Source organism: Paraburkholderia sp. EG304 (assembly GCF_046543485.1).
In the GTDB taxonomy this organism is placed as follows: Bacteria; Pseudomonadota; Gammaproteobacteria; order Burkholderiales; family Burkholderiaceae; genus Paraburkholderia; species Paraburkholderia youngii.
In genome coordinates, this window is record NZ_JBKGUA010000001.1 from 296429 (window position 1) to 309081 (window position 12653).

Consider the following 12653-nt stretch of genomic DNA (forward strand, 5'->3'; position numbering starts at 1 on the left):
GGCCGCTGGCATGCGCACTAATGTTCCTGCCAATCTGGTACGGCGCGGTCCTCCCAGTGTCGGCGGCACTCTGACGTTGCCCCTCGACATTTGCCAATCGTTGCTGCGTTCAGGCCACGGGATTGCGTGACCCGACCGGCTCATCTCAGGCGACCTTCTTGTCGAAGAACTGCTCGTTTTCCGTCGAACCATGCAACGCGGTCGTCGATGCTTCGCGCTCGACCGTCTGCGTGACCGCGTCGAAGTAGCCGGTGCCGACTTCGCGCTGGTGCTTGACCGCGGTGAAGCCCTTTTCGGCCGCCGCGAACTCCGCCTGCTGCATTTCGACGAACGCGGTCATCTGGTTGCGCGCATAGCCGTACGCGAGGTTGAACATCGAGTAGTTCAGCGCGTGGAAGCCGGCCAGCGTGATGAACTGGAACTTGTAGCCCATTGCGCCGAGCTCGCGCTGAAACTTCGCGATCGTTGCGTCGTCGAGGTTCTTCTTCCAGTTGAACGACGGCGAGCAGTTGTACGACAGCAGTTGGTCCGGGTACTCCTTGTGGATCGCGTCGGCGAATTTCTTCGCGAACTCGAGGTCCGGCTTGCCGGTTTCGCACCAGATCATGTCGGCGTACGGCGCATACGCGAGGCCGCGCGAGATTGCCTGCTCGAGGCCCGGCTTCGTACGATAGAAGCCTTCGACGGTGCGCTCGCCGGTCAGGAACGGGCGGTCGTTGTCGTCGACGTCCGAGGTCACGAGGTCGGCGGCTTCCGCGTCGGTGCGGGCGAGCAGCACGGTCGGCACGCCCGAGACGTCGGCGGCCAGACGTGCGGCGGTCAGCTTCGCGACGGCTTCGCGGGTCGGCACGAGCACCTTGCCGCCCATGTGGCCGCACTTCTTGACCGAGGCGAGCTGGTCTTCGAAGTGCACGCCCGATGCGCCCGCTTCGATCATCGCTTTCATCAATTCGAACGCGTTCAGCACGCCGCCGAAACCGGCTTCCGCGTCGGCCACGATCGGCGCGAAGTAATCGACGTAGCCTTCATCGCCCGGGTTCTTGCCTTCCGACCACTGGATCTGGTCGGCACGCGTCAGCGTGTTGTTGATGCGCTTGACGACGAGCGGCACCGAGTTGGCCGGATACAGCGATTGGTCCGGGTACATTTCACCAGCGACGTTGGCATCGCCCGCGACCTGCCAGCCCGACAGATAGATTGCCTTCAGACCGGCCTTCACCTGCTGCATCGCCTGGTTGCCCGTCAACGCGCCGAGCGAGTTCACGAACGGCTCGCTGTTCACTGCGGCCCACAGCTTTTCGGCGCCGCGCTTCGCGAGCGTGTGCTCGGGTTGCACCGAGCCGCGCAGACGCACCACGTCTTCGGCCGAGTAGGTGCGCTTGACACCCTTCCAACGCGGGTCCGTTTCCCATTGCTGCTTGAGTTGCTGCACTTGCTGTTCGCGGGTCATTGTCATGATGTGCTCCTTCGATGCCAGTTATGGAGGATGGGTGACTCTGTCTTCTCGAAGCGCCGGGCCCTGAGAGGGCGTTGTGGTTCGTGAAGTCTTATATAAGAGTCTAGGCAAATCGATGGACGCGCAATAGACACCGCAAAGCGTTTTTCCAATATTTATTTTTACGTTAAATCAATGGCTTGAATGTCGCATTTCGCGATGAGAAACGATATTTTCCCTGTTGCAACAGTCGTTCTTGTGCCTTGCAGCATGATTTTTTACGACGCAAAAAATTTTTCCACATCGCGAAATTGGGGGCGGGCAGCGGACAGGTGAAAAAAAAACCGGCGCCTGAGCGCCGGTTTTCTGCTGTTCTCACGGACGGCGCGAAGCCGTCCGGTCAGTCTTGTGCGTAGCTATCAGCTGCCGCGACGTGCCGAACGGGGACCGTCGTTGCGGCGCGCGCCGTAGCCGTCACGCGAACCGTAACTGTCACGCGAACCACCGCCGAAGCCTTCGCGCGAGCCATAGCCGTCACGCGAACCGCCGTGGCTTTCGCGCGAGCCGTAGCCGTCACGCGAACCGCCGGCCGACTTGTTGCCCCAGCCCCCGCCGTTGCCATTGCCATTGCCGTTCCCGTTGCGCGAGCCGCCGTAGCCGCCCGGCTTGCCCGAGCCGCTGCCGAAGCGACGGCCGTTACCGCCCGGACGGCCGCGGCCACCGAAGCCAGGACGGCCGTTGCCCGAAGGCGGCGCCTTGCGCGGCTCGAAGCCTTCGACGACGTTGACCGGCAGCGGCGTGCGCACGAAGCGCTCGATGCGCTTCAACGCGCCCTGTTCGGCGTGATGCACGAGGCTCACCGCGATACCCGAGCGACCCGCGCGGCCGGTACGGCCGATACGGTGCACGTAGTCTTCGGCGAACTTCGGCAGGTCGTAGTTGAACACGTGCGTGATGCCCGGGATGTCGATACCGCGAGCGGCGACGTCGGTCGCAACCAGCACGCGCACGCGGCGCTCGCGCAGCGCGCGGATCGTGCGGTTACGCGCCCCTTGCGGCAGGTCGCCGTGCAGCGCAGCCGATTCGAAACCGGCGTCGGCCAGACGGCCCGCCAGTTGGTCTGCGTCCATCTTGGTTGCCGTGAAGACGATCGCCTGGTCGAGGCCGGAGTCGCGCAGCAGATGGTCCAGCAGACGGTCCTTGTGATCGCGGTCGTCGACGTAATGGACGGTTTGCGCGATGTTGGTGCGCTGCTCCATGCGCTGGACGATTTCGATACGCTCCGGGTCCTTCAACAGACGGCCGGTCAGCGAGCCGATCTTGCCGTCGAGCGTGGCCGAGAACAGCATGGTCTGACGGGTAGCCGGCGTTTCGGCGACGATCGTGTCGATGTCGTCGATGAAGCCCATGTCGAGCATGCGGTCGGCTTCGTCGAGCACGAGGATCTGCAGTTGCGACAGATCGATGCGGCCGCGCTCGAGGTGGTCGATCAGACGGCCCGGCGTCGCAACGAGGATTTCAGGGTTCTTCGCGAGCAGCATCAGTTGTTGGCCATAAGCGACGCCGCCCAGAATGCTGACGGTGCGCAGGCGCTTCAGGTGCTTGCCGTACGTGGCGGCGGCGGTCGTGACCTGCATCGCGAGTTCGCGGGTCGGGGTCAGCACCAGCATGGTCGGACGCGCGACCGGCTGCGGACGGCGGCCGCGGCCACCGTCGGCCGGACGCGGTTCGCGCGGCTGGCTCGCCTGGGCCTTTTGCAGCTGCGCGAAACGCTCGATGGCGGGCAGCATGAAGGCGGCGGTCTTGCCCGAACCGGTCGGGCTCGAAACCAGCAGATCGCGGCCGGCGATACCAGCCGGCACCGCGCGTTGCTGCACCGGCGTCGGGTGCTCGTAGCCAGCGGCGGTCAGCGCGGAGACGACTTCCGCGGACAGGCCGAGCGACGCGAAGCTCGGCTTGGCGTCAGCTTGCGCGGCGGCTGCGGGAGCGGCGGACGCGAGACCAAGTGCTTCGTCGGCAATGGCGTTCAACGGGCTGCTGGGGGTGTTGCTCAAAGTCATGTGAATCCTTGAAAACGATCCTGGGTGGTTCATCGGATGAAAACGTCAACGCCAATCGGCATACCCAAGTCGTCGGATTCAGCGGGCAAAAAAGCAGCGAGCAAATCGAAAAACGGGGGCAACTCGCGACAATGAAGGCGAGTTTTTCGTTAGAAGCTGTATCGGATGCGACGTGCCAACATGGCGAGCCGCCAGCCTGGGACTTGAGCCCGTAGGGGGCTAGGCAGAAGGGGACAGGTTCTAAACTGGATTGGAGCAAACGCTATGGGACGCTGCGCCGCGAGGACCGCTGGAAAAACGGCCAAAGCAGTGAAGCGCAGGCGGCATTATAGCGAACTTTGCTGCACTGCGCCACCATTCAGCGCAAATCCGACAGAAAAAAGTGCCGGAATGCAGTAGGGACGTGAGGGCGATGGCCCGGAGCCTCGCGTCCGGAACCCCGCGAGGCCGTGGCGGGGTTCCCATACGGCCATTCCACAGATGATTGGCGCGCCGGAAACTCAGGCCGCCGCGCCGCTCTTCAGCGATTCGACGAGCTCGACATATTGCTGCTTCGCAGCGTCCTGCGCGGTGCCCTTGAGCGCCGCCCAAGCTTCGTACTTGTATTTGCCGACGATGTCGGTGAAGCCCGGCTTGTCGCCGTGCACGTCGCCCTCGCTTGCCTGCTTGAAGAGTGCATAGAGACGCAGCAGCGTGAGATTGCCCGGGCGCTCGGGCAGCTGCTTGACGTCCTGCTGGGCTTGTTCGAACTGGGAGTTGATATCGGTCATGGTGGGTTGGCCTGCGTCGCGGGATAGATGAGATCGGCCGAAAATCATAACAATTGCCTGACGCAACGGGGCCGAGGGCTTATTCCAAACTGGGCGGCCGCGAAGCGGGGCAGCAAGGCCGCGCAAACCACCATTCACGCGCACCGTGCCGATTACAATACGGTCCATGACTCAAACAGTGCTCCTTGCCCTCGATACCTCGACTGAATTCTGTTCGGCGGCGCTCGTGTCCGCGTCCGTCGATGCCGCCGGTCAGCCCAGCGCCGAACCGCGCGTCTGGGTTCGTCACGAACAAACCGGCGCGGTGTCCAGTACCCGCCTGCTGCCGGCGATCCGCGAACTGTTCGACGAAGCCGGCCTCACGTTGGCGGACTGCGACGCGATCGCGTTCGGCTCGGGCCCGGGTTCGTTCACCGGACTGCGTACGGCGACCGGCGTCGCCCAAGGCCTCGCGTTCGGCCTGGACCTGCCGGTCGTGCCGATTGGCACGCTGCTCGCGTGCGCGGAGAGCGCCCGCCTGCATGATCCGTCGACGACGCGCGTGCTCGCCGCGCTCGACGCGCGCATGGACGAAATCTACTGGGCCGACTACGCGTGGGACGACGCGCAACACGAATGGCGCACCGTGCAGACGGCGTCGCTCGATGCGCCTGAGCGGATCGTGCTGCCCGACGGGCCGTTCACGCTTGCCGGCAATGCGGCCGCCGCGTTCGGCGAGCGATTGCCGGCGGTCGCGGCCGCGCGAAGCGTCGATGGTGAAGCGTTGCCGCATGCGTTGCCGCTGGCGTACGCGGCGCTGCGCGCGTTCCATGCGGGCCGCACGGTACCCGCCGATCAGGCTGCGCCCGAGTACGTGCGCGACAAGGTCGCGCAGACGACCGCCGAGCGCATGGCCGACAAGGCGGCGAAATCAGCCAAAGCGGCTCACAACGCCGGGCAGTCCGCGCAGAGCGCGCCCGACGGCGCGTCCGGCCAGCCGTCCCACGACGAGGCGCGCCCATGAGCGGTGTGCTGCTCACGGACCGCTACATGTCGCCGATGACCGAAAGCGACCTGGACGAAGTCGCCGCGATCGAGAAGCTTGCGTATGAGTTTCCGTGGAGTCGCGGCAACTTCGGCGACTCGCTGCGCAACGGCTATTTCGGCGTCTGTCTGCGCCACGTGACGGGCACTTTGATCGGCTATTGCGTGCTGATGCCGGTCGTCGATGAAATGCATCTGCTGAATCTGTGCGTGGCACCCCAAGCGCAAGGCGCGGGCGCGGGCCTCGCGCTGCTGCGCGAGGCGGTGCGCATCACGCACGCGGAGAAGCTCGAGGGACTGCTGCTCGAAGTGCGGCCGTCGAATCATCGGGCGATCCGTTTGTACGAGCGCTTTGGCTTCGCATCGATCGGCCGGCGCAAAAATTATTATCCGGCGCGGCATCGCGCCCGGGAGGACGCGATCGTGATGCGTCTGTCGTTTGCCACGGAGGGCGAAGATGGCGCTGCATGAATCGGTGCTCGAAGAATTTGGACTCGCGCCGTTGTGGGTGCGTCGCGGACTCGCCGGGCGCGAGCCGGAGGCCGGGCAGGGTGATGCGTCGCAGTCGATACCGGCAGACGCGGACGACGAGCGACGCGCGGAGCCGGCGCCGCAGACCTCGCGCGAACCGCTGCGCGCATCCGCCGACGCGCAGCCGCAGCAAGCGCCGAGTGAACCCGCACCGCGCTTCGACGAAACCGCCGCACGCCGCGAGACATCACAACCGCAACCGGACTTTTCAGCGCCGCCGACTTTCGACGCCCCACCCGACGACGACTTCGCGTGGTTCGACGATCCCACCGCATCGGCCCCCGCACCCGCCGAAGCACGCCGCGACGCGCCCGCGCTGCCGGCTATCCACACGCTCGACTGGGACGCGCTCGCCGAGCGCGTCGCCGGATGCGAGGCCTGCCGGCTGTGCGAGAAGCGCACGAACACGGTGTTCGGCGTCGGAGATCGTGAGGCCGACTGGATGCTGATCGGCGAAGCGCCCGGCGAGAACGAGGACCGTCAAGGCGAACCGTTCGTCGGCCAGGCCGGCAAGCTGCTCGACAACATGCTGCATTCGCTCGCGCTCGCGCGCGGCACCAACGTGTATATCGCGAACGTGATCAAGTGCCGGCCGCCCGGCAACCGCAATCCGCAGCCGGACGAGGTCGCCCGTTGCGAACCTTATCTGCAGCGTCAGGTGTCGCTCGTGAAGCCGAAGCTGATCGTCGCGCTCGGCCGTTTCGCCGCGCAGAGTCTGCTGAAGACCGACGCGAGCATTTCGTCGCTGCGCGGCCGCGTGCATACGTACGAGGGCGTGCCGGTGATCGTCACCTATCATCCGGCCTATCTGCTGCGTAGCCTGCCCGACAAGGCCAAGGCATGGACGGACCTGTGCCTTGCGCGCGCCACGTGGCTGGCGAACGGCGGCGCGCCGTCGAACGAATCAAAGTGACGATCCCCGAGGGCCCGGCGGCGCGCATGCCCGCCGCGTCTATCAGCCACGCGGCGCTTCTCGATAGGTTGCTTGGATTGCGCGACGGTGCTTCAGTCGATGCACTGCGCGAACCCGCCGTCCGCGATCTCGCGTGGCTGCTGCTGAGTCCCGATCTGTTGCGCCCTCAGCCTCCCGCGGGCGCGCTCGCGGCTCCCTTCGATACACCGCAGGAATTGCAGGCCACGCTCGACTGGCTGCGCGCGCTCGACACCACGCCAGAATCTCTGCATCAGGATCTCGCGGCAACGCGCATCACGCGTCTTGGCCGCTACGCCGAACGCCTGCTGGGTTTTTTCCTTCGTCATGGGCCGGCGACGCAATTGATCGCAGCGGGTGTGCCGCTACGGCACGCCGGCCGCACGCTTGGTGAATGCGATTTCCTCGTGCGCACGCGCGAGGGCGCGCGACTGCATTGGGAACTCGCGGTGAAGTGCTATCTGCATGCGGGCGATCCCAGTGGGGCAGAGGCGGCGCGTCTCGCCGATTACGTCGGCCCCAATCTGAAGGACCGCTTCGATCTGAAGCTCGCGCATCTGCTCGATCATCAGTTGCCGCTCAGCGCACGCGAGGAATTTGCATCGACGGGCTATGCAGGCACGTGGACGCCGCAGATGTTCGTCAAAGGCTGGCTGTTCTACCGGCATGGCGCCACGCCCACCGATCCTGCCGAACTCGATCCCGCGCATGGCCGCGGCTGGTGGATTACGCATCGCGACTGGCCGGCTTTCGAGTGCGCGCACACGCATAGGTGGCGGGTGTTGCCGCGGCTCGAATGGCTTGCGCCGCAGTATCGAATGCAAGCCGGCGCGCACGATTCGTGCTATGTCGACGCAAACACGCTCGCCGCTCAAATCTCACCGCAACACGGCCCGACGATGGTCGCCGGATTCATCGAAGACGATACGGGACATCTGCTCGAACGCTCGCGCGGCTTTATCGTGCCGGACGACTGGCCCGAGCACGCGCGGCGTTACGCGAAGCAATAGCGTCGCTTACCACCACCGATGAAAGTGATGCACCGGCCCCACGCCGTGGCCGACGTCGAGCCGCTCGCTCGCCTGCAACGCGCCGGTCAGATAAACCTTCGCATCGGCCACGGCGCTAGCGAGATCGTCGCGCTGCGGAATCAACGCCGCGATCGCCGACGACAACGTGCAGCCCGTTCCATGCGTGTTCTTCACCGGCACGCGCGGACCGCCGAGGCGCAGCGTGCCGCTTTCCTGCACGAGCCAGTCGGGGCTATCGGTCGCGCTCAGATGGCCGCCCTTCATCAGCACCGCGCGCGCGCCGAGCGCGCGCAACGCTTCGCCTTGCTCGACCATGCCGGCTTCGTCGGTGGCGGGCTGCGTGCCGAGCAGCGCGGCCGCTTCCGGCAGATTCGGCGTCAGCAGATCGGCGAGCGGCAGCAGTTCGTCGCGTACCACCGCGACTGCATCGGGCAGCAATAGCGCATGATTGCTCTTCGAGATCATCACCGTGTCGAGCACGACGTGTTTGGGCCGGTGACGGCGCAGCGCGTCGGCAACCGCGCGCGCGATCGGCGCATTCGCGAGCATGCCGATCTTCACCGCGTCGATGCGGATGTCGTCGAACCCCGCGTCGAGCTGCGCGGTGATGAAGCCAGGGTCCGGCGCGTGGATCGCGGTCACGCCGCGCGTGTTCTGCGCGGTCAGCGCGGTGATCACGCTCGCGCCATAGGCGCCGAGCGCGGAGAAGGCCTTCAGATCGGCCTGGATGCCAGCGCCGCCGCCGGAATCGGAGCCGGCGATCGTCAGCACATTGGGAATCGATTGAGTCATGGTCGAGCGAGGAAGAAGAAGGGCCCGCTCGTGCGTGTCGCGGCCGGCCCGGCGCGGTTGATCAGTGCTTGGCTTCGCCGATCAGCGCGACCGAATCGAACGCGCGCTGGTTCGCCTGATGGCGCCGCATCACGAGCCACATCATCACGCACACGAAGGTGCCGAACAGCACGATCACGACGGTAACCGGCACGTCGAGCCAAACGAGCACCGCGTACAGGCACAGCATCACGAGCACGGACAGATTCTCGTTGAAGTTCTGCACGGCGATCGAATGGCCCGCCGACAGCAGCACGTGCCCACGATGCTGCAGCAGCGCATTCATCGGCACGACGAAAAAGCCCGACAGGCCGCCCACGAACATCAGGAAGATATACGCGAAGATCAGATAGCCCGACACGTGCATGCGGCCAAAATAAATGCCCCAGTGCGGGGGAAACAGATCGCGCGTGTAGAACGCCATCAGCATCACGGAGATACCCATCATGATGCCGACCGGCAAGACCGACAGCGACTTCTTCAACGGCACGCGCGAAGCCGCAAAAATCGCGCCGCCCGCGACGCCGACCGCGACCACCGCCTGCAGGATTGCTGCCTCGGACAGCGACATGCCCAGCGACACCTCGGCCCATTTAAGCACGATGAATTGCAGCGTCGCACCCGCGCCCCAGAACAGCGTCGTCACAGCGAGAGAAATCTGTCCGAGCTTGTCACGCCACAGCACGAGAAAGCAGTCGGCGAAATCGGTGATCAGGCGGATCGGCCCGTGTTCCTGGCGCGGATAGCGCGCGCCGGTGTCGGGAATGCGCAGATTAAAGAGCGCGGCGACCACGTAAATGCCCATGATCACGAGCATCGCGGCTTCCGCGGGCGTGTTCACGGTGGGGACGTGCCATTTGAGAATCGGCGCGGCGATGTGCGGGCTGATCAGCGCGCCGCCGAGCACCGTACCGAGAATGATCGAGCCGACCGTGGTGCCTTCGATCCAGCCGTTCGCGGCGACGAGCCGGTCAGGCGGCAACAGTTCGGTGAGAATGCCGTATTTGGCGGGCGAGTAGGCCGCCGCGCCGAAGCCGACGATGCCGTACGCAATCAGCGGATGCGCGCCGACCAGCATCGTGATGCAGCCGACCACCTTGATCGTATTGGTGATGAACATCACGCGTCCCTTCGGACGGGAGTCGGCGAATGCGCCGACGAAAGCGGCAAGAATGACGTACGACAGCACAAAAAACAGCTTGAGCAGCGGCGTCATCCAGTTCGGAGCGTGAAGATCTTTCAGCAGTGCGATAGCAGCGATCAGAAGCGCATTGTCGGCCAGCGACGAAAAAAACTGCGCGGCCATGATGGTGTAAAAGCCTTTTTTCATCTGATGCGATGCTGTCCTCGCTGCGGTCTGTCCGCCCCGGCCGTTTGTTATGCGTCCGGGCTTATGCCGATCGAAATGGGTTGTGCGCACGGCTTTATATCATGAAAATAGATGGATTCAGACTAGCAGAATCCTTGATCGCACCGCCCAGCGGGCCGCAGAGCGCTGAAAACGCCTTGTAAGCCGCTGATTCGCAAGTGTCTTTTCGAAAAAATCCCATGCCGCGCCCCCTTTCCGCCACGATTCATACCGCTGCTCTCGCCAATAACCTCGCTGTCGCGCGGCGCTATGCGCCGAAATCAAAAGTCTGGGCCGTCGTCAAGGCTAATGCCTACGGGCATGGCCTCGCGCGCGTGTTTCCCGGATTGCGCGCGACGGACGGCTTTGGGTTGCTGGACCTCGAAGAAGCGGTGAAGTTGCGTGAATTGGGCTGGGCAGGCCCAATTCTTCTGCTGGAAGGCTTTTTTCGGCCGACCGACATCGACGTAATCGACCGCTACAGCCTGACCACGGCGCTGCATTCGGACGAGCAACTGCGCATGCTCGAAATGGCGCGCCTGTCGAAACCGGTCAATATCCAGTTGAAGATGAACACCGGTATGAACCGGCTCGGCTACACGGTGGAAAAATTTCGTGCCGCATGGGAGCGCGCGCGCGCCTGCCAGGGCGTCGGCCAGATCACGTTGATGACGCATTTTTCCGATGCCGATGCCGAGCGCGGCATCGCGCATCAGATGGAGGCGTTCGAGCGCGGCGCGCAGGGCATCGCCGGTGCGCGCAGCCTGTCGAATTCGGCCGCGACACTGTGGCATCCCGAAGCGCATTTCGACTGGGTGCGTCCGGGCATCATCCTGTACGGCGCGTCGCCGTCCGGCGTGACGGCCGCGATCGACGGCACCGGACTGCAGCCCGCGATGACGCTCGCGTCGGAACTGATCGCCGTGCAGACGCTCGGCGAAGGCAGTTCGGTCGGCTATGGGTCCACGTTCACCGCGCGCGCGCCGATGCGCATCGGCGTGGTCGCGTGCGGTTACGCGGACGGCTATCCGCGCGTCGCGCCCGAAGGCACGCCGGTGATCGTCGATGGGGTGCGCACGCGAATCGTTGGACGCGTGTCGATGGACATGCTGACCGTCGACCTGACCCCGGTGCCGACCGCCAACGTCGGCTCGCGCGTGGAACTGTGGGGTACCGCGCTGCCCATCGACGACGTCGCGCAAGCCTGCGGCACGATCGGCTACGAGCTGATGTGCGCGGTCGCGCCGCGTGTGCCGGTTCGGGCGGAGTAACGCGTGGCGAAAGCGAAGACGTTGTATATCTGCGGGGAATGCGGCGGACAGTCGCCCAAGTGGTCCGGTCAATGCCCGTCTTGCCAGGCGTGGAACACGCTCGTCGAATCGGTCGCAGAGGCGCCGTCCGCTCACCGTTTCCAGTCGCTCGCGAAGAGCACGCCAGTGCGGCGCCTCGCCGACATCGACGCGTCGGACGTGCCGCGCTTTTCCACCGGCGTCAGCGAATTCGACCGCGTGCTCGGCGGCGGTCTCGTGCCGGGCGGCGTGGTCCTGATCGGCGGCGATCCGGGCATCGGTAAATCTACATTGCTGCTGCAATCGCTCGCCGAGATCGCCGCGGACAAGCGCGCGCTCTATATCAGCGGCGAAGAGTCGGGCGCGCAGATCGCGTTGCGCGCGCAACGGCTCGCACTGCTCGAACCCGGCTCGAAGGCGAGCGAACTGCAATTGCTCGCGGAAATCCAGCTCGAAAAAATTCAGGCGACGATCACCGAGCAACGGCCCGAAGTCGCCGTGATCGATTCGATCCAGACCGTCTATTCGGATGCTTTGACATCGGCGCCGGGCTCGGTCGCGCAAGTGCGCGAGTGCGCCGCGCAACTGACGCGCATCGCCAAGCAGTCGGGCACCACGATCATCATGGTCGGACACGTGACGAAAGAGGGCGCGCTCGCGGGGCCGCGCGTGCTCGAACATATCGTCGATACGGTGCTGTACTTCGAGGGCGATACGCACTCGTCGTACCGTCTCGTGCGGGCGATCAAGAACCGTTTCGGCGCGGTCAACGAGCTCGGCGTGTTCGCTATGACCGAGCGTGGTTTGCGCGGCGTCGCGAATCCGTCGGCATTGTTTTTGTCGCAGCACGAGCAGTCGGTGCCGGGTTCGTGCGTGCTCGTCACGCAGGAGGGCACGCGGCCGTTGCTCGTCGAAGTGCAGGCGCTCGTCGATTCGGCCAACGCGCCGAATCCGCGCCGCCTCGCGGTCGGCCTCGAACAGAACCGGCTCGCGATGCTGCTCGCGGTGCTGCATCGGCATGCGGGCATCGCCTGTTTCGATCAGGACGTGTTCCTGAACGCGGTGGGTGGCGTGAAGATCTCCGAGCCCGCCGCCGACCTCTCGGTACTGCTCGCGATTCATTCGTCGATGCGCAACAAGCCGCTGCCGAAGGGGCTCGTCGTATTCGGCGAAGTGGGCCTCGCCGGAGAAATCCGGCCGTCGCCGCGCGGTCAGGAACGCCTGAAGGAAGCGGCCAAGCTCGGCTTCTCGGTGGCGGTGATTCCGAAGGCCAATGCGCCGAAACAGCCGATCGAAGGCTTACAGGTCGTTGCGGTCGAACGGATCGAACAGGCCATCGACCGCGTCCGCACGCTCGAATAGACGGGGCCGGGACGGCTCGCCGGTACATTGCGCGCTCGCGGT

The 12653-nt window shown here is 65.0% G+C and carries 12 protein-coding genes; 7 read left to right on the top strand and 5 right to left on the bottom strand.

Annotation, left to right across the window (positions count from 1 at the left end):
• Positions 1 to 145 precede the first annotated feature (145 nt).
• Together aceA and ACLFKU_RS01400 are read right to left on the bottom strand one after the other, a co-directional pair.
• Complete coding sequence (gene aceA / locus ACLFKU_RS01395) at positions 146 to 1450, bottom strand: isocitrate lyase (RefSeq protein ID WP_368586915.1); 1305 nt, start codon at positions 1448 to 1450, stop codon at positions 146 to 148.
• A 404-nt stretch (positions 1451 to 1854) separates the two neighbouring features.
• On the bottom strand, positions 1855 to 3495 hold the full coding sequence (locus ACLFKU_RS01400) for a DEAD/DEAH box helicase (protein WP_410847934.1): 1641 nt from the start codon (positions 3493 to 3495) through the stop codon (positions 1855 to 1857).
• A gap of 8 nt (positions 3496 to 3503) precedes the next feature.
• Here ACLFKU_RS01400 and ACLFKU_RS01405 point away from each other — a divergent pair, with 8 nt between their 5' ends.
• Entirely contained in the window at positions 3504 to 3710 is a 207-nt protein-coding gene (locus tag ACLFKU_RS01405; protein ID WP_410847935.1) for a hypothetical protein, read from the top strand.
• Positions 3711 to 3995: 285 nt separating this feature from the next.
• On the opposite strand, the gene ACLFKU_RS01410 is transcribed toward ACLFKU_RS01405, so the two are convergent.
• Positions 3996 to 4265, bottom strand: coding sequence for an acyl-CoA-binding protein (locus tag ACLFKU_RS01410; protein WP_152851132.1), 270 nt, complete (start codon positions 4263 to 4265; stop codon positions 3996 to 3998).
• Between the two features lie 166 nt (positions 4266 to 4431).
• Here ACLFKU_RS01410 and tsaB point away from each other — a divergent pair, with 166 nt between their 5' ends.
• From tsaB to ACLFKU_RS01430, 4 genes are read left to right on the top strand one after another with little or no spacing between them, the layout of a single operon-like run.
• The gene (gene tsaB / locus ACLFKU_RS01415; RefSeq protein ID WP_410847936.1) at positions 4432 to 5268 is read left to right on the top strand and encodes a tRNA (adenosine(37)-N6)-threonylcarbamoyltransferase complex dimerization subunit type 1 TsaB; all 837 of its coding nucleotides are present in this window, start codon (positions 4432 to 4434) and stop codon (positions 5266 to 5268) included.
• The gene (gene rimI / locus ACLFKU_RS01420; protein WP_368586894.1) at positions 5265 to 5759 is read left to right on the top strand and encodes a ribosomal protein S18-alanine N-acetyltransferase; all 495 of its coding nucleotides are present in this window, start codon (positions 5265 to 5267) and stop codon (positions 5757 to 5759) included. The genes tsaB and rimI overlap by 4 nt, the downstream gene beginning before the upstream one ends.
• Entirely contained in the window at positions 5746 to 6732 is a 987-nt protein-coding gene (locus ACLFKU_RS01425; protein ID WP_368586895.1) for a uracil-DNA glycosylase family protein, read from the top strand. The genes rimI and ACLFKU_RS01425 overlap by 14 nt, the downstream gene beginning before the upstream one ends.
• Positions 6729 to 7760 carry a DUF1853 family protein gene (locus tag ACLFKU_RS01430; protein WP_410847937.1) on the top strand — a complete coding sequence of 344 codons (1032 nt, stop codon included), beginning with the start codon at positions 6729 to 6731 and terminating at the stop codon, positions 7758 to 7760. The genes ACLFKU_RS01425 and ACLFKU_RS01430 overlap by 4 nt, the downstream gene beginning before the upstream one ends.
• 6 nt (positions 7761 to 7766) lie before the next feature.
• Here the strand turns inward: ACLFKU_RS01430 and thiD are convergent, their stop codons facing one another.
• Both thiD and lplT read right to left on the bottom strand, forming a co-directional pair.
• Positions 7767 to 8573, bottom strand: a complete 807-nt coding sequence (gene thiD / locus ACLFKU_RS01435) for a bifunctional hydroxymethylpyrimidine kinase/phosphomethylpyrimidine kinase (RefSeq protein ID WP_410847938.1) — start codon at positions 8571 to 8573, stop codon at positions 7767 to 7769.
• 61 nt (positions 8574 to 8634) lie between these two features.
• Positions 8635 to 9942, bottom strand: coding sequence for a lysophospholipid transporter LplT (gene lplT / locus ACLFKU_RS01440; RefSeq protein WP_410847939.1), 1308 nt, complete (start codon positions 9940 to 9942; stop codon positions 8635 to 8637).
• A gap of 218 nt (positions 9943 to 10160) precedes the next feature.
• Between lplT and alr the strand changes: the two genes are divergently transcribed.
• Positions 10161 to 11231 (top strand): alanine racemase, encoded by a 1071-nt coding sequence (gene alr, locus ACLFKU_RS01445; protein WP_410847940.1) that lies wholly within the window; start codon positions 10161 to 10163, stop codon positions 11229 to 11231.
• 3 nt (positions 11232 to 11234) lie between these two features.
• A complete protein-coding gene (gene radA / locus ACLFKU_RS01450; RefSeq protein ID WP_410847941.1) occupies positions 11235 to 12611 on the top strand; it encodes a DNA repair protein RadA in 1377 nt (458 codons plus the stop codon).
• Positions 12612 to 12653: the final 42 nt, after the last annotated feature.